The following is a 22,123-nucleotide window of genomic DNA, read 5'->3' on the forward strand; positions in this document are numbered from 1 at the left end:
TTAGATAGCGGGGGGTTTTATCGTGCCCATAAAACTTGTTTTCTTCTCCGTACTTGCCCTTGTCGTGGCCCTATTCGCCCTAGAAAACTCTACCCTTGTGGCGGTGCGATTTCTCGGTTTTACTTTTGCCGAAGTACCATTGGCAGCCGTGATTATCGGTTTATTTACCCTAGGCATCACCGTGGGGGTACTCTTCTCCCTGCCTAAAATACTATTTTGTCGAGGACGCATTCGCGACCTGGAACGCGAACTCGCCCAGCATGCCCCACAGGTGCTTGTGCCCCCTGCAGAACAGCAAAAGGACGCCAAATGATAAATGTATAGATGGGAGAACATTGCTGCACAGGCTAGTGAGACCACTTTAAAGAGTGGGCTTCACCCCTTGGTTGAGAATATTCTTTGGGCGCGTGGTGTGCGCGACCACGCTTCCCTGCAGGCCTTTCTCTATCCTGATTATGGCAACGAGCATGATCCCTTTTTGTTCAGTGACATGGCCATGGCTGTTAAGCGCCTCGAACTGGCGCGCGAGAGAAAAGAAAAAGTCCTCATTCATGGGGATTATGATGCGGATGGGATAACTTCCGCAGCGCTATTGTTCTTGGCACTCACCCAGTTCGGGCTGCGGCCACAAGTCTACATTCCCACTCGCGCCGAGGGCTATGGCCTGCAAAAGGACAGTCTGGCGATGGCCGCAGAGAATGGTATTTCCCTAGTAATAACAGTGGACTGCGGTGTGCAGGCGGTAGAAGAAGCTAAGCTCGCACACAGTCTAGGCCTAGACTTAATTATCACCGACCATCATACTCCGGCCGCAGAACTGCCTGTCGTGCTGGCGCTCATAAACCCGAGGCTCCCCCATTGCACCTACCCCTTCAAGGGTCTGGCGGGTGTAGGTGTCGCCTACAAATTGGCGTGCGCCTTGCTGGGCGAAGAGGCGAGAGCCTACCTTGACTACGTGGCGGTGGGCACTGTCGCCGACGTAGCTCCCTTAGTTGGGGAGAACCGCCTCTATGTCAAGAAAGGCCTAGAAGCGCTGGCGTCTCCACGGCTGTGCTTTCAAGCCCTGATGGAAGTTGCCGCGGTCAAGCCGGCCAGTGTGACTGCGGGAAGTATAGGCTTTATGCTCGCGCCGCGTTTAAATGCCGCTGGTCGTTTGGAAGATGCCGTTCTGCCTCTACAACTATTGCTTACGCAAGACATGGCTAAAGCACAAGCGCTAGCGCGTGAACTTGACGACTTTAATCGCGCCAGACAGCGCCTCGAGGCACAAATCTTAGCGGAGGCTTTAGCCATGGTCGAGGCCAATTCTCCGGCCCTCGTCTTGTATGCCCCCCATTGGTCACCAGGTGTGGTCGGTGTTGTTGCTTCTCGCCTCGTCGAGCGCTTTCATCGACCCGCTATCCTCCTTTGCCAAGACGAAGAGGGTGCCCTGCGTGGCTCTGGCCGCAGTATACCTGGGTTTGACCTTATTGCCGCTCTGCGGCGCTGTGAGCACCTGCTCCTGCGGTGCGGGGGCCATCCTATGGCCGCCGGTCTCTCTTTATCACTTGCGGAGTGGGAGGCTTTTCGTGCCGCCTTCTTGGCCTTAGCGGGTGAAATTCCACCCCACTACTTCATCCCCAAGCTTACGGTTCAAGCGGAGATCTCGCCCGAGGATGTTTCCGAACGCCTGATTGCCGATATCGCCCTCCTAGCACCCTTTGGGGTGGGCAATTCCCAGCCAATTTTTGCCTCGCAACCGATCGTCGTGGCCGACAAGCGGCGAGTCGGCAAAGAAAGCCAGCACCTGCGGTTGCTCCTGGCTAACTCGCGCGGTGGGAACACCGCGGCCGTGATGTTTAATCAGGCTGCCCGCTATGATGAACTGGTCGTTGGCGAGAGGGTGCGCGTAGCCTTTCGCCCTAGTCTCGATGAGTACCAGGGCAAAGCCCAAGTTTCTCTTCACCTGCAAGACTTTGCTGTCGGCAAAGAATGGTGGCTTGTGGACCTGCCCTACATGGCCGATTATCGTTTCGCGCGACTAAGCGCGGCAACCCAGGGCGCGTTCTTTGTTCCCGCACATCTCTTTGTGCCACTGATACTCAAAGTACAAGGGGGAGAAGTCTCTTTGCAACCTGCCCTCAACTTAGACGACCTTGACACGGCCTATGTGGTTACGCCGCGGTGGCGGCGCGAGCCAGAACTCCCACCAGGAAGCAAGACCTATGCGGCTGATAGCGATTTAGTGTATAATGGGAACATGTCGCAGCAGGTCCTAGTGCCTAAAAGGCCTAGCCTGATGCTTTACTATCGTTACCTGGCCACGCGGTCGTCGTTTTCTGTGGGCGACTTTGCGCGAGCCCATTCCCTGCCCTTAGCGGCCGCCCACAGCGTCTGTGCCGCGGCACTACAGATCTTTGCGGAACTTAGCTTGCTAACATATGAACATTACTTGGGGCAAGTCACACTGACCCACTGCCCGGTAGTGGGCACCAAGCAAGAACTCGGGCAATCACCAACTTTTAATGCCTTGCAAGCATGGGAAAAGGAGGCTTTACTGTGATCGACCTCTCCGCCAAAATACGCGCGATACCTGACTTTCCTAAATCTGGCATTCTATTTCGGGACATCACTACCTTGCTGCAGGACGGACCAGCCTTTAGGCAGGCTGTCGACCAATTAGCAGAATTGTGTGCCGGAACAACCTTCGATCTCATTGTTGCCCCCGAGGCACGCGGTTTTATTATGGGCACACCCTTGGCCTATTCACTCGGTAAGGGCTTCATTCCGGTGAGAAAAGCTGGCAAACTGCCGGGCAAGACTAGGCGCGCTTCGTACACCCTAGAGTATGGCGAAGACAACCTCGAGATTCACGAGGATGCCATTTCTCCTGGCATGCGTGTGCTCGTGGTAGATGACCTTCTGGCTACGGGGGGCACGATTCGCTCTACCGTCGACTTAGTCGAGGGTCTCGGTGGCGTTGTGGTCGGCGTGGCCTTTCTGATCGAACTCACAGAACTAAAGGGGCGCGACCTTCTTTCGGGGTACCCCATTCATTCTTTAATCAAGTACTAGCGGCATTCGACAGAGGGGACTTTGCGACAGAGGGGACGCTTTACGACAGATCAGCGACAGAGGGGACGGTTCCTTTTGTCGATAATTCCCGACAAAAGGAACCGTCCCCTCTGTCGCAACGTCCCCTCTGTCGCCTTCCTTCGTCGTAGTTGGGTCTATTTGGGAAAGGAACGGCGAGTAGCTTGGCTCTAGACTACGGTGCATTGACAGACAGAATCAATATGTACAGCCCCGGGGCAGATTTTAGCTTGCTCGCGCGGGCTGTTCAGTTTGCTGACAGTGCTCATGTTGGGCAGAAGCGTGAGTCTGGTGAGGACTATATCTCTCACCCCTTGGCGGTAGCCTTAATCTTGGCTGATATACAGCTCGATATGGAGAGCATCTGCGCTGCCATTTTACATGATGTAGTTGAGGATACCAATGTTAGTCTTTCTGATGTGGCGGAGAAATTTGGCCCGCGCGTCGCCAAGCTTGTCGACGGCGTGACCAAGTTAGGTCGCCTCGAGTTTAAGAACCGACAGGAGCAGCAGGCCGAAAATTTGCGCAAAATGCTCCTAGCCATGTCCGAAGATGTGCGGGTAATCTTGATTAAGTTGGCCGACAGACTGCACAATATGCGCACGCTTAAATTTCGTCCCCCCCAGCGGCAAAAGCCGACCGCCAAAGAGACGCTCGACATTTATGCGCCACTCGCTCATCGCCTCGGCATCAGTCGCATGCAGTGGGAGCTAGAAGACCTTGCCTTTCGCTACCTAGAGCCCGCGGCTTACGAGGATGTAGCGGAGCGCGTAGCCACCAAGCGGCAGGATAGAGAGCAAGTGATTAACCGCGCTCGCGCCACCCTACAGCAGCATTTGCGCGAGGTGGATATTGTCGCCGAGATACAGGGGCGGCCAAAACACTTTTACAGCATCTACCGCAAAATGCAGTCCGGCAAGAGCTTTGAAGAAATTTACGACTTAGTAGCCATGCGGGTCATTGTGGACTCCGTAAAAGACTGCTACGGTGTGCTTGGCATCATCCACAGCATTTGGCGACCTATTCCTGGTCGTTTCAAGGATTTTATCGCGACGCCTAAGCCTAACATGTACCAAAGTCTCCACACCACCATAGTGGGAGAGCAGGGCACGCCGCTGGAGCTCCAGATTAGGACACAGGAGATGCATCGCATCGCCGAACACGGTGTGGCTGCCCACTGGGCCTACAAAGAGGGTAGTAAGCCGGAGAGGGAGCTATCGACCAAGTTGGCATGGCTGCGCTCACTTATTGAATGGCAAAAAGATTTAGTGGACCCCGAAGAGTTCGTTGAAGGACTCAAGATTGACCTTTTTACAGATGAAGTCTTCGTTTTTACGCCTAAGGGCGATGTTGTGGATTTACCTGTAGGTTCGATCCCCATAGATTTTGCCTACCGTGTACATACCAATATCGGGCATCGCTGTGTAGGGGCTAAGGTAAACGGTCGTATCGTGCCCCTAACCTACGAGCTCAAAACGGGCGATATCGTGGAGATCGTGACTACCAAGCAAGCCAACGGACCGAGTCGCGACTGGATTAAGCTGGTGCGCACCCCGGGGGCACGCAGCCGCATACGCCAATGGTTCAAAAAAGAGCAGAAAGCGGAGAATGTCGAGCGTGGCGGCGAGCTACTCACCAAGGAGGTGCGGCGACAGAATTACCCTCCAGAGGAAGTTCTGTTGGACAAGTATTTGAGCGATATCGCCGCCCAGCAAAACTACATTTCTGTAGATGACATGCTGGCTAATCTCGGTCATGGCGGTGTCAGTGCCATGCACATCGCCAATAAACTCATCGCCAAGTACCTTAAAGATAGAGGCCCGGTAGCCTTAGAGCCTGTCTCGATGGTTGAGCTGACCAAGCAGCCCTTCGCCGCGGTGGAAGTGCAGGTCGTTGGTCTAGATAACGCCCTAGTTAAATTTGCACGTTGCTGCAGCCCTTTGCCGGGCGACGAAATCATTGGTTTTGTGACGCGCGGGCGAGGGGTATCGGTGCATACTAGTAACTGTCCAAATGTGCCTAGTCTGCAGCGCGAGAGCGAACGACTGATTAACGTCGCCTGGGGTTCTCGCACCCAGGCGTCCTACCAGGTTCGCATAGAGTTTGTGGGCATGGATCGTCCGGGGCTCTTGCAGGATGTTATTCAGGCGCTGGCTGAGATAAAGACGAACATTACGTCGCTAAAGGCGCGCACTACCAAAGATCAAGAAGCACATTTTAACTTTTCCATTGTCGTTCGTGATTTAGCGCATTGCGAGAGAGTCTTAGCCAAGCTACACAAAATTCGGGATGCTCTTAGCGTTAAGCGTGCTACCAGTATCTTGACTAAAGGAGACGATGTCGGTGCGGGCGGTGGTACAGCGAGTAACAAGGGCTAGAGTACTGGTCAATGGGGAACTAAGCGGTGAAATTGCCGCTGGCTTGGTCGTACTGCTTGGTGTAGGCGTGAACGATACCGGGAGTGATGTCGCCTACTTGATAGAAAAAATTGCGGGACTTAGGGTGTTTGCCGATCAGGCTGGCAAAATGAATCTCAGCTTGGCAGAGATTCAAGGTGAGGTCTTGGCAGTTTCTCAATTCACTTTGCACGGCGATTGTCGCCGCGGCAAGCGACCGAGTTTTGACGGTGCGGCTCGCCCCGAAGTTGCCATACCCTTGTACAATGAATTTGTCGCGGGGCTTCGGGCCCGGGGCATCGTGGTAGCCACGGGTTCTTTTGGTGCCATGATGCAGGTCGAGCTTGTCAATGACGGCCCTGTAACCATCTTACTAGACAGCGAAAAAGTTTTTTAGGGGAGGGAATCATAGTGAAGATTGAGAGTTTGGCTTTGGGCAAGCTGCAGACTAATGCCTATTTTCTCCTGCATGAGGGTAAGGCAGCGGTAATAGACCCTGCCGGGGACAGTGACCTGTGCCTTGCTTACCTGAGCGAAGAGGGAGCAGTTCTTGACAGCATCTACTTTACTCATGGTCATGCCGATCATGTCGCCGCCGCTATGGAGTTAAAGCGTGCTACAGGTGCACGCATTTATGGACACAGCGCCGATTCATACTTACTGGGTCGAGTTAATGACGAAGTAGCTATGTACTTAGGCTTAAAAGAGATTATTACGCTTGATGTAGAGCTAATCCCCGAAAGCAGTATCGACATTGCCGGATCAAACTTCACTGTGCTGGCAACACCTGGGCACACGCCGGGTTCGGTTTGCTACTATAGCGCCTCACTCAAGGTCTTGTTCTCCGGAGACACTCTTTTCGCGAAGAGTATCGGTAGGTCGGACTTATTGGGTGGCAATGCGCAAGTACTCAGGCAGTCTCTGCTACGCCTTAAGGAATTGCCAGATGATACGCTAGTCTTGCCAGGGCATGGTCCTAGCACCACTATCGCGGAGGAGAAGGTGCATAATCGCCTTTGGTGAAGAAACTATACGGTTCACTAGTCGGCGTTCGGCCAGGTAAATTGGCCGACCACATGCTAGCATTAGGCTTCGCACCGCGCGAGGTAGTTCATCGCCTGTGCCTAGAGCGCGAGGTAGACCCTTTGCGGGCCAAACTCTTAGTTGAAGTGGCCTTGTTGCAGCGCGAACTGCTTGCGCCCTTTGCCGCTACGCAGGACCTTGTCTCTCTCTACATAGGCATTCCCTTTTGTCCTTCACGTTGTGCCTACTGCAGTTTTGCCTCCCACAGCCTCGACAAGTATCGTCGTGCTGAGCTCGAGAGGTACTGTGAGGGCCTAGTACATGAAATTTCGTCTCTTGGCACACAGCTCCGCCAGCTAGGTCTCAAAGTCGCTACCTGCTACATTGGCGGTGGCACACCAACCACACTTGCACCTAGAGAGCTGTCAAGCTTGCTTGCGGCTGTGCGGGCACTACCGCTGTGGGAGTCTGCTTTTGAGCTGACTGTAGAAGCGGGGCGCGCCGACACCATGGAGGCAGAGAAGCTCGATATACTACCGCGAGACATTCGTCTCGCCATAAACCCCCAGAGCATGCATGACGCAACTCTCACGGCCATTGGGCGCTCTCATACGGTAGAGCAAGTGCGCGAAAAGTACGCCTTGGCCCGAACTATGGGCTTTGACAATATCAACATGGACCTTATCGTCGGCCTGCCCGGGGAAGATGCCCAAGCCGTCAGGTACAGCATGGCCGAGGTGCTCGACCTCGCTCCCGATAGTGTCACTTTGCACATGTTCTCGAGGAAGCGCGCTTCACGTTTTGGTGGAGGCGAAGTTTGGCAGACGATGGATGACACCGAGGCCTACATGGCGAGTGACCTAACGACAGAGATGCTGCGCCAGAGGGGGCTCCGGCCCTACTATCTCTATCGCCAGCGTGCGATTTTAGCAGGACTTGAAAACATCGGCTGGGCTAGGCCAGGCAAGGAATGTCTTTACAACATGCTAATTATCGGCGAGAGCCAGACGATTATCGGCGTGGGCGCTGGGGCCACCAGCATCTTTCCCTTAAAGACCACCGAGTGGGAACGTCACGCCAACCCTAAAGATGCTAAAATGTACTTAGATCGCCTGCCCCAACTAGTGGCAGAAAAGGGCAGACTACTAAGTGAGTGGAGGAGTAAATTATGAAATTGCCTCGTTCCCGCACGGGAGAGCTCTCCTTGGCGCAAGTTGGCAAAGAAGTTCATCTCTCTGGTTGGGTTGCTAAGCGGCGCGACCTCGGCGGTCTTATATTCGCAGACCTGAGGGACATTGGCGGTATTGTGCAGTTAGTTTTTGACCCCCAAGGCGAACAAGTTTTTCGTCAGGCCGAGACTTTGCGCAGTGAATTCGTCATCGAAGTGGTGGGAACCGTGCAAAAACGGCCTCCTGAGGGCATCAATCGGCACTTAGCCTCTGGCGAAATCGAAGTGTTCGTCACAGAGCTCATCATTCACAACGCGGCCAAAACTACTCCCTTTTATATTCAGCCGGATATCAAGGTGGACGAGGGCCTGCGCCTTAAGTATCGCTATCTAGATTTACGACGACCTGAAATGCAGGCCAGTCTCATTTTACGCCACAAAGTAGCGCAAACAGTGCGTAATTTCTTAGATAGCCAGGGCTTCTTAGAGGTAGAGACGCCCATGTTAACGCGTTCCACCCCTGAGGGAGCGCGCGACTACATCGTGCCTAGCCGCGTCAGTCCGGGTGAATTTTACGCCTTGCCACAATCACCCCAAATATTTAAGCAGCTGCTCATGGTGGCAGGGCTAGACCGTTATTTTCAGCTAGCGCGCTGCTTCCGCGACGAAGACTTGCGCGCTGACCGTCAGCCCGAGTTTACCCAAGTAGACTTAGAAATGTCTTTCGTCGACGAAGAAGACATACATTCTCTCACCGAAGACATGATGCGCGACATCTGCACCAGGACTCTCGGCATTAATGGTGCCAGCCTCGAGTTCCCCCGACTCACCTACGACGAGGCGCTAGAGCGCTATGGCTCAGACAAACCAGATTTACGCTACGAGCTACCAATTGTCGATGTCACGGCGCTCTTCGCCCATACAGAGTTTAAAGTTTTCGCCGAAGCCGCGAAGAGCGGCACAATCCGTGCTATTAATGCCAAGGGCTGCGCGAATTACAGCCGCAAAGACATAGACGAGCTCACGCAATTCGTAGCAAAATTCGGCGCCAGGGGACTAGCTTACATGGCGCTAGATGAGAACGGGCCACGGTCATCCTTCGCCAAATTTCTAACCTCCGAGCAAGTAGCTGCGCTTGTCGCCGCCCTAGCAGGGGAAAAAGGAGACCTCCTGCTCTTTGTGGCCGATAAGAAGAAGACGGCCCTCAGTGCCCTAGGTGCCTTGCGGCAGCACTTAGCCGACCGACTGGGCCTTAAGACCCCTGGCCTGCTTAAGTTTCTCTGGGTAGTCAACTTCCCTCTCCTTGAATTTGACGAGGCCAGCAATCGCTACATCGCCTGCCATCACCCCTTTACTTCTCCACTGCCTGAGGACGAAGAAAAAATGAGCTCGCACCCCGGTGAAGTGCGAGCGAGAGCCTATGATCTGGTGTTAAACGGTGTAGAACTAGGTGGGGGCAGCATTCGTATCCATCGCCGCGAACTGCAGGAGAAAATGTTTCAGTGCCTAGGTCTTTCTAGCGAAGAGTCCCAGGACAAATTTGGCTTCTTGCTGGAGGCCTTTGAGTATGGTACACCGCCCCACGGCGGCATTGCCCTAGGCTTAGATCGCTTAGTAATGCTGTTATCTGGCAGAGACAGCATTCGCGACTGCATTGCCTTCCCTAAGACCACGGCCGCGCAGGACCTGATGACCAATGCACCTAATGTTGTGCCGGAAAGTCTACTGCAGGAGCTTAAACTAAGGTCTCGGTAAGAGCAACTTTAGATTTTTTTAATCGGCAAGGTGCCGAGCTTGTGAATGACATCGTGCAAGAAATTTGAACCGCGAGAGATGAGCAGCCCAGATACCAAGTAGTCAACGAAGGGATAAACCGTAGGCACAGAAAGCTGTTGCAGTAAACCTACCCGCGTGCTGAAACAAAGAACAATGCCGACCAGCATCGAGGTAGCTTGCGCTAGGTTGCCTTTAATTGCGGGCACAGCACCCTTGAGAACCGTCGTTACTTGTTCAACGACAATCGCCAAGAGGACAATCGTTGCCGACCATTCCATATACCCACCTCTTTCTCTGTACTTGTGTAGCCTTGTTGCTACAAGATATGCGGCAGATGGAAGATTGTGAGGCACGAAATATCCTTGCAAAGACAAGCTAGCGCATGCTAAGATAAGGGCAAGAAAATAAATTTTAGTTTGCCCTGCGATGTGCGTGAGCTCTATGAGTTTTGTTCCTAACACCAACAAAACGGGAAGTTAAGTCTTGTACCAAGTGGCAGCCGCTTGTTCGGATTCGCGCGGTACAAAGACAAACCTCCCACCTGCGGAGAGCAGGTTCAAAACGAGAGGGCCACGGCATGGCGGGGGAAGAAATAAACCACAATCCAATGCGGACTGTGGTCTTTCTATTTTTCGTGCTGGTTTAATTGGTGACCACCTTTAGGCGTCTTGGAGAGGCAAAAAACAGCCACCAGAAAAAGGTCGAGAGTACATAGCAAAACAACATGATTTGTATGGCCGCGGGGTAGCCGGAAAAGGCCCCTGCCGAAGTAATAACTAGGCCCGCGCTGTAGGTGGCGACGGCTCGGGTTCCACTCATCACCATGTTGTTAATGCCATTGGCGGTCGCTCTAAACTGCGGCGATATATGAGAGACAAAGAAATTAGTCTCGAGAGGAAGAGACATTTGCATAAAAGCACTGCGTAGCATAAATAAACCGCCTGCCACAGGGAAGCTAGTTACGGACGAAATACCAAAGAGCAGGGGCAGGGAGATGATGCGCGTGAAGATAATGGCGGGGACAGGCTGCCACTTGGCGGCGAGAGAAGGGGCGATGGCCGTGGCTACGAGTACCGTCATTTGTGTCAGGCTCATCAGCGTACCTAGTTGTGCCGGCGAGGCGGCAAAAGTACGGCGGAAAAATGGCGTGGCAAAGGGCATGAAGTGGGCAGCCCCAAGAGCAATAAAGCCAGCGCAGACCATGTAGCGCCAGAGAAACCCGAGGTCGCGCGCGGCAGGCAGTACCCACTTGCTTCTGGCGTGGGTCTTCGCTTCACTCTCCGTCTCCACAATCCGCCAGAGAAACACACAGGCGTAGGCCATGAGCAGCACGGCCAGTACAAAAGTAGTACGAAACAGGCTGATTTCACCCAGAGCAGGCCAAAGTTTGCTTGCCACCCGAGGCAAGGCACCCCCGAGCATGTTACCCAGGATGCCAGCGCCGAGCATGCCCATGGCGCCCAAGCTAAAGGCATGCACTCTGTTCTCTGCGGTGGTGTTCTCGGCCACAAAGGGGGCGTAAGAGGCCATAAATAGCATGACAAAGGCACCTTCTGCGAAATGCAAAAGGCGCAAAAAAGGTACGTTAAAAGTTGAGGCCCGCAGCACCGTGATAACCACCATGGCACAAGCTCCAATGATAAAGCTGCGCTTACGGCCGATGCGGTCCGCTACAAGGCCAGCGGGTATGGCGGTGATGGCGCTGCCAAAAGTGCCTAGCGCGAATAAACCGCCCATGACTTGCTCATCGAGGCCACCTGCCAGTAGGTATAAAGGAAAGAGCAGTCCAAACATGGCCGCTCCAAGTTGCCAAAGGCCATAATGCCAGAGAAGTGTGCGTATATTCGTGTTGTAGGAGCGGTAATGTTTGCGGTATTCCAGCCAGATGCCCACTCGCTTCCCCCCAGACCCGCTAACTATACCACAATGCTAAAATTTCGACAACCGGGGGATTATGTCTGGCAGTAACGCTCCAGTAACTTTTCGGCAACATTGCGCTTAATGAGGGTGCCGGGACCAGCAATGCAACCCCCCTCACAGGCCATGCCCTCGAGAAAAGTGGCCCCCAGTCGGCCAGCCTTGGCGTCTTTCAAAGCCGCCTGGGCTTCTTCTAGCCCATTGGCCACGCGAGCCGTCACACCAGAGTTCTCATCAAGTTTTGCCAGTACAGCCTTGCTGAGTCCGCCCACTTTGGCGAAACCGCGCCCTAAGGCATTGGCTTGATCGAGCTCGCCGCCCGTGGTAATGGCGGCTATATTAATCTCCTTGGCGACAAAAATACAACCTAATTCTTCAAAAGTCAGCACGGCGTCTACCGCCCTTAGGTTTGCGGCCTCGTTCTTCTTAGCGATGCATGGCCCAATAAACACGGTCACCGCCTGTGGGTCGAGGGCCTTAATCTGTGCCGCCTGCTGTGCCATGGGAGACGGGGTATGAGAGATGCGATCGGCTAAGTCAGGGTACTGCGACTTAACCATAGCGACAAAACTTGGGCAACAGGACGAGGTGACAAAGTCAGCGCCTTGTTCTAAGCGGTCTTTTACTTCCATCGCTTCGTGGCGGGCTACTTCGTCTGCGCACTTGGCGACCTCATGCACCGCCGTGAAGCCAAGCTCTAAAAGAGCCGCACGTAGTGCACCCGGTGTCGCTTTCGGCCCAAATTGCCCCACAAAGGAAGGCGCAATTAAGGCATGTTTGTTTTGCGGGCTTTGTGTGAGCAGGGTAATCACCTGTGCTACTTGCGTATAATCAGCGATAGAGCCAAAAGGGCATGAAGGAATGCAGGCCGCGCAGTTAACACAGGTTTCGCAGTCTATGACCGCGGCATTGTTTTGATCGCGCGTAATGGCTTTGGCAGCACAGGCTTGCTCACAGGGGCGGGTAACTTGGATGATGGCGCGAAAGGGGCAATTTCGTTCGCAGAGCCCGCATTCCACGCAACGGTTGCGGTCGATGTAGGCGCGATTATGGACGATCGTAATCGCATCCTTCGGGCAGACTACGCAGCAATGGTGCGCGACGCAGTTGCGGCAGGCGTCCGTGATGACGTATTTCTCAAAGGGGCAGCGATCACAAGCTGCTGCTATCATCTCAAGGGTGCACTTGCTGGGGCGGGTCGCTTTTTCTAGAGTGAGTTTGGCCATCTCTCCTAAAGTGGTATGCTTGGTCACCTCGTAGGGAGTAAGCCCTAATATGACCCGCAATCTCTCTTTGAGAATGGCTCTTTCCTTGTGTTCGCAGCACCGATAGCGCATGGTTTGTTCCGCAATTAGGTTGTCTGGGTAGTCGTCAATTTCTTCAACTAGCCGACCTCGCCAAGTCATATCCGCAACCGCCGTGTAGAGTTGGCGGCGTATCCGTATCATCTCTGAGTTGTGGCTAGCCATTAAGAGCACCTCTATCTCTGTCCAAAATGTTTGTTAAGAAGTACCAGCAAACTCTCGGGAGTGACGCGGGAATGTAACACGCCATTGACTTTGACATTAGGCCCCGCGCCGCAGTTGTTTAAGCAATGGGTGTAGCGTAACTCCACCATTTGTCGGTGGGCTACGGGTAGAGTCTCGATAGTCGCCACTAAGTCTGGCGAACCTTTCATATGGCAGGCGGTTCCGACGCAAAATTCTAGTGTTAGTACTTTCATAATTGCCTCCTAGAAGTAAGAGATTTCCGTGCGAATAGAGCGCTTTCTCAGAAAATCTACCAGTCGAGTGATGATGTACTGGCGCGGTGCTAGTTGCATTAGTTCCTCGATATTGGCATGGGCTTGATTAAAGCTTTTCCCCACCAGAAAGTGTACTTCTTCAGCGTTCCATAATTCCTTAGCTAGTAGCGTGGCACCGTCCTGACTTCTGGGAAAGAAGCCACCGTCTTGCACTCCCCGCAAGAGCTCGTAGCAGCGATTAAGTGTCAGGACACCTTCCGTTACTAGATCAATACCCGACATGTTAGCAATGGGAGGAACACGGGGGTCGACATATTCGAGGCTGGTTTCTAGCTCGGCGCCGGTTATTCGAGAGACAATGCTCGCGCTCGTGCCGCCACAGACAATCTTTTTGTAGGTAGTAAGCGACATTAAGGCGCGCACCATCTCGTCATCCCTCTTAGGGTCAAGAGGCGGCCCCGTGAAAACAGCTACCCCACGTGGTGGCCTGATACGCAAGACAACTGCTGTGCAGTCATCACCAAATTTTTGGTGGTAGCAGCTTGAGGATAGACCAATAATAAAATCAGCCATGTCTTCTGCCTGCGGCCAGGTAGTGCAGGGCGAGGTGAGAAAGTGCAGCAGGCCATCCTCACCTAAGCCTAGGTCAAAGGCCTCACCTACGCCGGCATGTATAACGCCATCGCTGACCATCAGCAACATGTCTCCCTCTTGGAGTTGAAACGTGGACTCAAGTATTCTTTTTCCGTGAATAATCCGAGCTTTGCGCTCTAAGGGGATAACAAGATCTTTTCTAAAGAGATGAACGGGTGGCGAGTCGTATTCATAAAGCATGGCTTTGCCATCATGCTGCACTTGCAGGATACTGAGCGTTGCATAGGCTAGCCCCCGCACGCGGCAGACTGGTAAAGTATCGGCAATCGTCGCTATCACATGCTCGAGAGGGACAGCTCGCTGTAGCAAGCCGCTGGCAATTTTTGTGGTGAGGGTGGACATAATGTTGGCTTTTACGCCGCTCCCTAAGCCATCAGAAAGGATGACCGTGGTTTGTCCTGGTGTGCGCACCACTTGCACGGCGTCACCGCAGAGCTCTTCTTTGTACTTGCTGTTTCTGGCTACCCCTATATCCGCGGTGAGTCTCATTTGGCCGCACCACTCTCATCCGCCAGGCTAGTAATCAGGTCAAGTAGGGTGGCCTTAGTCTCCGCAGTAGCCTCACCAAGGAGCCCCGCAATTTCTTGCGCCAACTTCATTTGGTTGCGAATCACCGCTGTGGCACGCTGAATGGTCTCTTGGTGCTTGCCCTCTAACTCTTTTTTGCGTTGCTCTTCATCGGTGACATCGGTGACTATGCCGACAATTAAGTTGTACTCGGGCAGCGCGTAGATTACTTGGCGGGTAGTGAGCTGCAGCTTGTCGTACTCGACGCGCCGATACAGTACTTGGCCGTTCATGGCCACGTGGACAAAGTCGCTAGGGTCGAGAAAGTCGGCGAGGTGGGCGCCCTTGGTCGGTTTGCCGCAGGGGTTAAACATGCGTTCCGCCTCAGCATTGAACTGGTGTATGGTGATGTCGCTGTTGACGATGACTACGCCATTAGGCGAGGAGTCTACCACCAAGTGCGACAAGGACTCAAACTTGGCGCGCATAAAAGGAACACACATTTCTAGTTCAGCGAAACCCTGCAGCGTGGCCACGGCCTTCTCGCGGCAGGTGTGGTAGCCGCAGCCTCCGCAGTTGCGCTCATCTTCTATGCTGTCCTTGCCAATTTGTAGCAACACAGCCCGAATTTCTTCTTCGGTGACTATGCGCGCACTTGGCAGGCGCGGGGTGAAGATATAAGGCCTTACTTCCCAGTGTAGCGGACCATGTCCCTGTGTCTCGGCCACTTCGCTAGCGCAGTAAAGTTCGTGGTAGCGTTCCACGGCATCTCGTCGTGCCATCGCGCCAGTAGTACAGGGCATCTCGGTTCCGCCAACGCAGCCTTCGCGGCAGGCTAAGGCCTCGACAAAAGACGGTTTCAAAATCCCCGAGGCTAAGTCTCTAAAGGTCTCTAAACAGCTTTCGAGGCCCGAAATACTGATGGTTCGGCGTGCTGGGGGTGTAGAGAGGCCACTCGCTTCGAGAATGCCACGGCTGAGCGGGTATAGACGCGGTGCTCTTGGCCACAAATCGCTTGGCACCGGTTCTAGCCGCGCAGGGTCAATACTGGCCAGCTGCCAACATTCCTCAAGTTGCTTAAAAGTGATAGCGAGGTCTATAGTTGCACCCTCGAACTTCCGCGCTGCTTCGGCCAGTTTGCCTGAGCAGGGGCCAATGAAGACCACTTTAGCCTCTCCGTATCTCTGTTTTAACTTCTCACCGTGCAAGATCATGGGGGAGACAGTGGCCGCCAAATTTGGGATAAGCTCTGGGTAGTACATTTCAACTAAATTAACCACCACCGGGCAGCAGGAAGAGATAAGAAAGTCATGCTTTAGGGAGGCCACAGCGCCTTGGTAATGACGCGCCACCGCGGCGGCAGCGTAGGAAGTCTCTTCGACATGGGAAAAACCCAAGGCCTTTATTCCGGCTATGATTTGCCGTGGGTCGAGATGGGGGAAAGCGGCAGGGAAGGAGGGGGCCAGACTGGCCACCATGGCCACCCTGTCTTGTTGCCAAGTGGCCAGCGCATGGGCTTGACTTGTAACGGCCTTGGCCTTTTGCGGACAAACCGTGACGCACAAACCGCAGGTAATGCACCGCTCAGCCACAACTTGCGCCTGTCCGTTGCGCAGGCTAATGGCCTTGACGGGGCAAACGCGAATACAGCGGTGACAATCCTTGCACTTTGCCCTTAAAGAGGTTATAACGGTCATCGCTTTCTCACCGCCGCTAAGAAAACCTCATCCACATTGTCCATGTTGACGCGCCTAACAATCTCACCGTTAATGCGTAGCACGACACCTTCCGTGCAATGTTCTTGACAGAAGGAGGCTTTTAATCTAATTTGTATTTCACTGCCATGCTCATTGATCAATTGCTTGAGTCTGTTGATGACAAAGTGGGCACCCTTAAGGTGGCATCCACTGCCGATACAAACCTGAATCTCCATGACAGCCATCACCCTTCGTTTGTGATATTAATAACAAAGCTTTAAATATATTGTGCCACGTTTCACAAACTGCGTCAATCGCCCGGCAAAGAGTCGCATAAGTAAGTCTATTGGTCATAATGAGGTAAAATTTGACCCCACAAGGGTGCGGTTGTACAATGTTAAAGAAGGGGGGGGAGTGTATGCGTCAGGTAGCCGTGGTGACGGCCTTGCAAGAGAGTATGGCCGAAGTGTTGGTCATTCAGCACGGAGCCTGTGGTAGCTGTCGGCAAAAGTGCGGCTTAGCTAATGAGCACAAAGAAGTGCGCCTTAGGGTCTTAAATCCGTCACCGGCCCAAGTGGGGGATCGCGTATGGATAGATCTACCTGATCAGCAGGTCTTGCAGGCTGCTGCTTGGGTCTATGTTTGGCCACTAGTCTTTCTCTTTCTCGGCGTAGCCCTGGGTACGCAGATTTTTGCCAGTGAGGCGCTCGCGCTGTTCCTTGGGATAGCTGGTTTGTCTTTGTCATTACTGGCAGTCAAGTTTTTTGTCGAACCGCGCATAAAGAAGTCCCGCAAGTATGTCCCTATTATAGTTGGTTTTGCAGATCATAACGATTGTAAGGAGAGAGAGTAAAATGGCAAGTAATGTAACTAACGTAACTGCTGCGAACTACAAACAAGAGGTGCTAGAAGCTACCTTGCCCGTGTTGCTAGATGTATGGGCAGCCTGGTGTGGCCCCTGTCGCATGATTGCACCCGTGCTCGAACAATTGGCAGGGGAGCAAGTAGGCAAACTAAAAGTGGCCAAGCTAAATTCCGATGAGAATATGGCCTTAGCCGCGGAACTAAATATTATGAGTCTGCCTACCTTAGTTGTTTTTAAGAATGGCAAAGAAGTCACCCGCCTCGTGGGCATGATGCCCAAGCAAGCCATTCTAAGTCGCATCCAGCCCTACCTCTAAGGCGTTTATGAAGACCATCGACTTTCGTAGCGATACAGTTACGCAGCCCACCCCCGCCATGCGTGAGGCCATGTACAAGGCAGAAGTGGGCGACGATGTCTATGGCGAAGACATAACCGTAAATCGCCTTGAGGAACTAGGTGCAGAGCTAGCTGGCAAAGAGGCGGCGCTTTATGTGGTTAGCGGCACGCAAGGCAACTTGTTGGCCCTTATGGTGCATTGTAAGCGCGGCGACGAAGTTATTTTAGAGGCCGACTCACACATTTTTCTCTACGAGGTGGGTGGCATCTCGGCCTTGGCTGGCCTGGTGCCGAAATGCGTGCGTGGGCACCGCGGTGTCTTGCAGGTAGCCGATGTAGCAGGTAGTGTTCGTGCCGACAACATTCATTTTCCGCGTACCGCACTCGTCTGCCTTGAGAATACCCATAATCGCGCCGGGGGTACCGTCACCTCGCTAGCACAGATGGAGAGCTTAGGCGCTGTGGCTAGTGCGCATGGCTTGCCCCTACATCTCGATGGGGCCAGACTATTTAATGCCGCCGTCGCTTTAGGAGTACCTGTCGCCGAACTAGCGGCTCCATGTGCTTCGGCGAGCTTGTGTCTTTCTAAGGGTCTCGGCGCGCCGGTGGGCTCCTTGCTGGTGGGCAGCCGTGCCTTTGTAACGGAAGCACGCAAGCTGCGCAAGATGCTAGGTGGTGGCATGCGCCAAGCAGGTGTAATTGCGGCCGCAGGCATAGTGGCGCTAGAGCAGATGACTGGTCGTTTAGTAGTCGACCACGATAATGCACGTCTTCTCGCCGAGGGCTTGCTCGACATTGGCTTTTGGTTAGAACTCCCTCATGTAGAGACCAATATTGTGATGGCGCATACCAATTCGCTTGGGCTTACTGCGGCAGAAGTAGTAGCGAAATTAGCTACCGTCGGCGTTAAGGCCGGGGTTATCGATAAACATACCATGCGCTTTGTTACCCACCACAATGTAGAGCGCGAAGATATTGGCGCGGCCTTGTCGCGCATCCTTAAAGTACTATGAATATATTTGACTTTACTGCCGAGGTGCGCCAGAAACAGGGCGCACCTTTGGCCGAGCGCATGCGACCCCGCACCCTACAGGAGTTTTTTGGGCAAGGTAGCATCGTGGGGGAGGGCAAGCTCCTCAGTCGTCTCATAGCTGCCGACAAATTGGTCTCTGTTATTTTTCATGGGCCGCCGGGAACTGGTAAGACGACTCTCGCCCACATCATCGCCGAGCACACCCGTTCTCACTTTGTGCCGCTAAACGCAGTCTCTGCTGGTGTGGCTGATGTGCGACGCGTGATCGAAGGCGCTAGGGAGAATTTAGCGAGCTATGGACGCCGCACCATCATCTTCATCGATGAAATCCATCGTTTTAACAAAGGTCAGCAGGATAGTCTCTTGCCGGCCGTGGAAAAGGGTCTTCTGGTGCTTATTGGTGCGACCACAGAGAACCCCTACTTCAGCGTCAATGCACCTCTCCTCAGCCGTTCGCGACTTTTTCGGCTCGAAACTCTCGGTGTGCCTGACTTAAAGGCCATTGCTTTATCCGCCATGGGGGATAAGGAGCGTGGCCTAGGACAGATGGATATTTCCATCGACGAAGGTGCACTTATGCACCTTGTGCATAGTGCCGCCGGCGATGCTCGTAATCTCTTAAATGCTCTCGAGATTGCCGCGCTGAGCACAACAGCCGATAGCGCAGGCCAGGTAAGAATTACTATGGCCGATGCCGAAAACTCGACGCAGGAGAAAGTCATTCTCTACGACAAAACTGGGGACCAGCATTACGACATTATCTCTGCCTTTATAAAGTCCATGCGCGGCGGCGACCCAGACGCGACCTTATTTTGGCTGGCTTGTATGGTTAAGGCGGGCGAGGACCCGCGCTTTATCGCGCGTAGAATTGTCATCTGCGCGGCCGAAGACGTAGGTAACGCCGACCCAAGAGCCTTGCAACTAGCCGTTTCGGCGAGCCATGCCGTGGAGTTTCTAGGCATGCCGGAGGGGCGCATACCTCTAGCTCAAGCCGCGCTCTACGTAGCCACTGCCCCTAAATCTAACGCCGCCTATGTGGGCATAGATGAGGCCCTCGCCGCCCTCGAGCAGCCTACTACCTTTGCCGTACCCAAGCACTTGCGCGACAGCAGCTACCAAGGAGCTAAGCATTTTGGGCATGGTCAAGGATACCTTTATCCGCATTCATATCCGGGCAGCATAGTAAAGCAGAGTTTTCTGCCCGAGGGGCTACACGAGCCCCAATTTTACGCGCCGCAGGGTAATGGTTATGAGAAGAACATTTTGGAACGTCTCGCACAATGGCGCAGAGAAAAGGGGGAGAAGTAATGGGGCAACGAGTGCTACTAGGCATGAGCGGGGGAGTAGACAGCTCTGTGGCTGCCTACCTCCTCAAGGAACAGGGCTACGAAGTTATCGGCGCGACCATGCGCCTGTGGGTAGACGAAGACAGCCTCGACCTAGGCGGCTGCTGCTCGCTTAGCGCAGTGGAAGACGCACGTTTCGTAGCGCATAAGCTCGGTATACCGCACTATGTGTTAAATTATAAAGAGATATTTCGCGAGCAAGTGGTTGACTACTTTGTAGCAGAATACAGGGCGGGGCGCACCCCAAACCCCTGCATTGCCTGCAACAGCCGCGTGCGCTTCACCACCTTTCTCGAGCAAGCGCAAGCCCTCGGCTGCCACTACATCGCCACCGGCCACTATGCCCGCATCACCGACAGAGGGGACGGTTCCTTTTGTCGCAGTCCCCGCCTGCAGCGAGCGGTGGATAGACAAAAAGACCAGACCTACATGCTCTTTCGCATGACGGAGGAGCAAATGTCACAAACACTCTTTCCCTTAGGGGCTTTAGAAAAGACTGAAGTAAGGGCCATCGCGGCAAAGCTCGGCCTTGCCGTGGCCAACAAGCCCGACAGCCAAGAAGTCTGTTTTATACCCGACGATAATTACAAGCGTTTTCTCCAAACCGCAGGCGTCAGTTTTCGCCCGGGTAAAATTGTCGACGAAGTAGGGCAGGTACTAGGCAGCCACGCGGGCATACATGGCTACACCGTAGGGCAGCGTAAAGGGCTCGGCCTAACTTCACCCGAGCCCCTCTACGTCTTACGCCTCGACCCAGGCCTCGACCCAGGGCACAACTTAGTCGTAGTCGGCCCGGCCACCTCGCTTATGAAAAGAGAAGTCATCATTTCCGAGCTGCACTTTCTAGAAGACCCCACGCCCTCGTGCGAGTTTACTGCCAAAGTACGCTATTCAAACGCTGGGGACGGCACGCCCTGTACGGTTTCTTGGCTGGGAGAAGACCGCGCGCTCATCACCTTTCACGATGCGGTGCGCGCACCAACGCCGGGGCAATCTCTGGTCATCTACCGCGGCGACTTAGTTATTGGCGGAGGTACTATACAAATGTCCTAGCGCCTAGTGCTCTAGGCCTCTGTCGGTCGCGAAGTCGTTTCCCAATCATCGACACGAAGTAGGAACGTTTATTAACCACAGAGTACACAGAGTATGAAAGAGAGGAACAAGGGTTGAAATCGTTCCTCTGCGGCACAGGAGATGGCAACTGTGTGAAGAGTCTCCTCTGTCAGGAGGCTAGCGTTGTACGTTCCAATTGCTGAAACTGTAGGTCACCCCGCCGGCACCGAAAGCTACGAAGGGAGCAAAGGGCGTATCAATGGTCCGGTTCAGAGTGAGGGTGGCTTTGTTTCCAACACTGAGAGTGTTTGCCACGACAACCCCAAAGACATTTGCCTCGAGGTCTATATCAACATCGCCCCTAGGAGCATATAATAGCACTCCTTGCGTGGCTGTACCGACATTTGCATTGTTACGGATGCGAATTGCATCGTTCTCGCTGCTGTTTGTTAGCAGAAGTCCGCTAACCGTAGTATTCGTTCCAATTCGAATGTTGGCAGAATTTGCAATCAACGCCCCATGGAAGGCAGCGTGCGGTGCCCTATTATCATCTTTTCCAATTTCAACACGAATATTAGAATGCGGGATGACTTGCAGACGATTCGCAGTAGTCGTAGATCCGACAGTGCCTTCAATATCGATAGTGTTGTTGACATGAATGGACACCGTTCCTGTTCCACCGCCAATAACAATTGATGCTCCTTGGCGCACTATTAAACTCTGCACACGAATTACTCGGTTGACGTTCCCGGGGTTGATTGTTAGAGTCCCCTGTACGGTGACGATCCCATAGTGACCGAAATTATCAGGGTGTTCGATAGTGTGCGCACCTGTGACATTGAGAACGCTTAGCGAGTTTAAGAATTCTGGCACGGATGGTATATTCACAGCAGGGTAGTTAAAGCCATGTTGGCCTTCGACCACAGTTCCGTTTATTGTTGGGTTGCCATTGCGCGTGAACCTGTGATTAATGTGGTGACTGGTAGGCAAACTACCACTACCCGCCCCGTCGATTTCAGTAATCAACATGTTCACCGTGCGCTGGGCTTGATGCTGCCGCCCCCGCGACTCTATTCGCAAAGTATTCGCGGTTAAGCGACGCACCCGCACCTCTACTGGACCAACGGCATCGAGAGTTGTTACCGGCTGTCCAACAACGGGGCTGCCATAGGCGGCATTTCTGTACAGAACCACTTCTTGTCCTACTAAAATAACGGGCAGGGCGAGAGTGCCGCTTTGTAGCCCCCGCCGCGCCCAGTTAAGGCCCGCCTCGGCCACAAAAAAAGCCTGCGTGCTATGCCCGTGATTTACAGAGCTACGATATTCCACCGTGCTAGCCGCCACCAGCGATACGCCTACAATAAGAAGTGCGGCCACGGTCAACATCACCAGTACCAGTGCGCTGCCTTTTTGGTTCTGCATATCACACTCTCCTATCACCAAAGAATATCTGGCTTTCTAATATCATTATAGCAGGCGTGTCACGGCAGGGCGAGTACTTTGGTCTGGCTGGCTGTGGCTGGGCCTGTTTTTGTT

21 protein-coding genes and 1 other RNA gene are annotated in these 22,123 nt (G+C 53.6%); 14 read left to right on the forward strand and 8 right to left on the reverse strand.

Annotation, left to right across the window (positions count from 1 at the left end; genetic code table 11):
- Positions 1 to 22: 22 nt before the first annotated feature.
- The 8 genes from KGZ92_08115 to aspS all read left to right on the forward strand — a co-directional run bounded on the left by KGZ92_08115 (position 23) and on the right by aspS (position 9,414).
- The gene (locus KGZ92_08115) at positions 23 to 313 is read left to right on the forward strand and encodes a LapA family protein (GenBank protein ID MBS3889232.1); all 291 of its coding nucleotides are present in this window, start codon (positions 23 to 25) and stop codon (positions 311 to 313) included.
- A gap of 3 nt (positions 314 to 316) precedes the next feature.
- Positions 317 to 2,542: a single-stranded-DNA-specific exonuclease RecJ gene (gene recJ, locus KGZ92_08120; GenBank protein ID MBS3889233.1), complete on the forward strand. Its 2,226-nt coding sequence runs from the start codon at positions 317 to 319 to the stop codon at positions 2,540 to 2,542.
- Positions 2,542 to 3,054, forward strand: coding sequence for an adenine phosphoribosyltransferase (locus KGZ92_08125; protein ID MBS3889234.1), 513 nt, complete (start codon positions 2,542 to 2,544; stop codon positions 3,052 to 3,054). Before recJ ends, KGZ92_08125 begins: the two co-directional genes overlap by 1 nt.
- Positions 3,055 to 3,275: 221 nt before the next feature.
- On the forward strand, positions 3,276 to 5,450 hold the full coding sequence (locus tag KGZ92_08130; GenBank protein MBS3889235.1) for a bifunctional (p)ppGpp synthetase/guanosine-3',5'-bis(diphosphate) 3'-pyrophosphohydrolase: 2,175 nt from the start codon (positions 3,276 to 3,278) through the stop codon (positions 5,448 to 5,450).
- Positions 5,416 to 5,865, forward strand: coding sequence for a D-tyrosyl-tRNA(Tyr) deacylase (dtd, locus tag KGZ92_08135; protein MBS3889236.1), 450 nt, complete (start codon positions 5,416 to 5,418; stop codon positions 5,863 to 5,865). Before KGZ92_08130 ends, dtd begins: the two co-directional genes overlap by 35 nt.
- A gap of 14 nt (positions 5,866 to 5,879) precedes the next feature.
- On the forward strand, positions 5,880 to 6,491 hold the full coding sequence (locus tag KGZ92_08140; protein ID MBS3889237.1) for an MBL fold metallo-hydrolase: 612 nt from the start codon (positions 5,880 to 5,882) through the stop codon (positions 6,489 to 6,491).
- Positions 6,485 to 7,663, forward strand: a complete 1,179-nt coding sequence (gene hemZ / locus KGZ92_08145) for a coproporphyrinogen dehydrogenase HemZ (GenBank protein MBS3889238.1) — start codon at positions 6,485 to 6,487, stop codon at positions 7,661 to 7,663. Before KGZ92_08140 ends, hemZ begins: the two co-directional genes overlap by 7 nt.
- Entirely contained in the window at positions 7,660 to 9,414 is a 1,755-nt protein-coding gene (gene aspS, locus KGZ92_08150; GenBank protein ID MBS3889239.1) for an aspartate--tRNA ligase, read from the forward strand. The genes hemZ and aspS overlap by 4 nt, the downstream gene beginning before the upstream one ends.
- A gap of 8 nt (positions 9,415 to 9,422) precedes the next feature.
- On the opposite strand, the gene KGZ92_08155 is transcribed toward aspS, so the two are convergent.
- Positions 9,423 to 9,713 (reverse strand): hypothetical protein, encoded by a 291-nt coding sequence (locus KGZ92_08155; GenBank protein ID MBS3889240.1) that lies wholly within the window; start codon positions 9,711 to 9,713, stop codon positions 9,423 to 9,425.
- 137 nt (positions 9,714 to 9,850) lie between these two features.
- Between KGZ92_08155 and ssrS the strand changes: the two genes are divergently transcribed.
- Positions 9,851 to 10,026: non-coding RNA, 6S RNA (gene ssrS / locus KGZ92_08160), on the forward strand.
- Between the two features lie 51 nt (positions 10,027 to 10,077).
- Here the strand turns inward: ssrS and KGZ92_08165 are convergent.
- The 6 genes from KGZ92_08165 to KGZ92_08190 are packed head-to-tail and all read right to left on the reverse strand — an operon-like array spanning position 10,078 to position 16,190.
- Entirely contained in the window at positions 10,078 to 11,328 is a 1,251-nt protein-coding gene (locus KGZ92_08165; GenBank protein ID MBS3889241.1) for an MFS transporter, read from the reverse strand.
- A gap of 59 nt (positions 11,329 to 11,387) precedes the next feature.
- Positions 11,388 to 12,821 carry a monomeric [FeFe] hydrogenase gene (locus KGZ92_08170; protein ID MBS3889242.1) on the reverse strand — a complete coding sequence of 478 codons (1,434 nt, stop codon included), beginning with the start codon at positions 12,819 to 12,821 and terminating at the stop codon, positions 11,388 to 11,390.
- Positions 12,822 to 12,832: 11 nt separating this feature from the next.
- A complete protein-coding gene (locus KGZ92_08175; GenBank protein ID MBS3889243.1) occupies positions 12,833 to 13,075 on the reverse strand; it encodes an NAD(P)H-dependent oxidoreductase subunit E in 243 nt (80 codons plus the stop codon).
- Positions 13,076 to 13,084: 9 nt separating this feature from the next.
- Positions 13,085 to 14,239 carry a SpoIIE family protein phosphatase gene (locus KGZ92_08180; GenBank protein ID MBS3889244.1) on the reverse strand — a complete coding sequence of 385 codons (1,155 nt, stop codon included), beginning with the start codon at positions 14,237 to 14,239 and terminating at the stop codon, positions 13,085 to 13,087.
- A complete protein-coding gene (locus tag KGZ92_08185; protein ID MBS3889245.1) occupies positions 14,236 to 15,954 on the reverse strand; it encodes a 4Fe-4S binding protein in 1,719 nt (572 codons plus the stop codon). Before KGZ92_08185 ends, KGZ92_08180 begins: the two co-directional genes overlap by 4 nt.
- Positions 15,951 to 16,190 (reverse strand): NAD(P)H-dependent oxidoreductase subunit E, encoded by a 240-nt coding sequence (locus KGZ92_08190; protein MBS3889246.1) that lies wholly within the window; start codon positions 16,188 to 16,190, stop codon positions 15,951 to 15,953. Before KGZ92_08190 ends, KGZ92_08185 begins: the two co-directional genes overlap by 4 nt.
- Before the next feature lie 182 nt (positions 16,191 to 16,372).
- Between KGZ92_08190 and KGZ92_08195 the strand changes: the two genes are divergently transcribed.
- The 5 genes from KGZ92_08195 to mnmA are packed head-to-tail and all read left to right on the forward strand — an operon-like array spanning position 16,373 to position 20,587.
- On the forward strand, positions 16,373 to 16,807 hold the full coding sequence (locus KGZ92_08195) for a SoxR reducing system RseC family protein (protein ID MBS3889247.1): 435 nt from the start codon (positions 16,373 to 16,375) through the stop codon (positions 16,805 to 16,807).
- 1 nt (position 16,808) lies between these two features.
- Positions 16,809 to 17,135 (forward strand): thioredoxin, encoded by a 327-nt coding sequence (gene trxA / locus KGZ92_08200; protein ID MBS3889248.1) that lies wholly within the window; start codon positions 16,809 to 16,811, stop codon positions 17,133 to 17,135.
- 7 nt (positions 17,136 to 17,142) lie between these two features.
- Positions 17,143 to 18,168, forward strand: a complete 1,026-nt coding sequence (ltaE, locus tag KGZ92_08205) for a low-specificity L-threonine aldolase (GenBank protein ID MBS3889249.1) — start codon at positions 17,143 to 17,145, stop codon at positions 18,166 to 18,168.
- Positions 18,165 to 19,496 (forward strand): replication-associated recombination protein A, encoded by a 1,332-nt coding sequence (locus tag KGZ92_08210; protein ID MBS3889250.1) that lies wholly within the window; start codon positions 18,165 to 18,167, stop codon positions 19,494 to 19,496. Before ltaE ends, KGZ92_08210 begins: the two co-directional genes overlap by 4 nt.
- Positions 19,496 to 20,587, forward strand: coding sequence for a tRNA 2-thiouridine(34) synthase MnmA (mnmA, locus tag KGZ92_08215; GenBank protein ID MBS3889251.1), 1,092 nt, complete (start codon positions 19,496 to 19,498; stop codon positions 20,585 to 20,587). Before KGZ92_08210 ends, mnmA begins: the two co-directional genes overlap by 1 nt.
- Positions 20,588 to 20,764: 177 nt before the next feature.
- Here mnmA and KGZ92_08220 read toward each other — a convergent pair whose 3' ends face one another.
- Entirely contained in the window at positions 20,765 to 22,009 is a 1,245-nt protein-coding gene (locus tag KGZ92_08220; protein ID MBS3889252.1) for a pilus assembly PilX N-terminal domain-containing protein, read from the reverse strand.
- Positions 22,010 to 22,123 lie beyond the last annotated feature (114 nt).

Source organism: Bacillota bacterium (genome assembly GCA_018333655.1).
Taxonomy (GTDB): Bacteria; Bacillota; UBA994; order UBA994; family UBA994; genus BS524.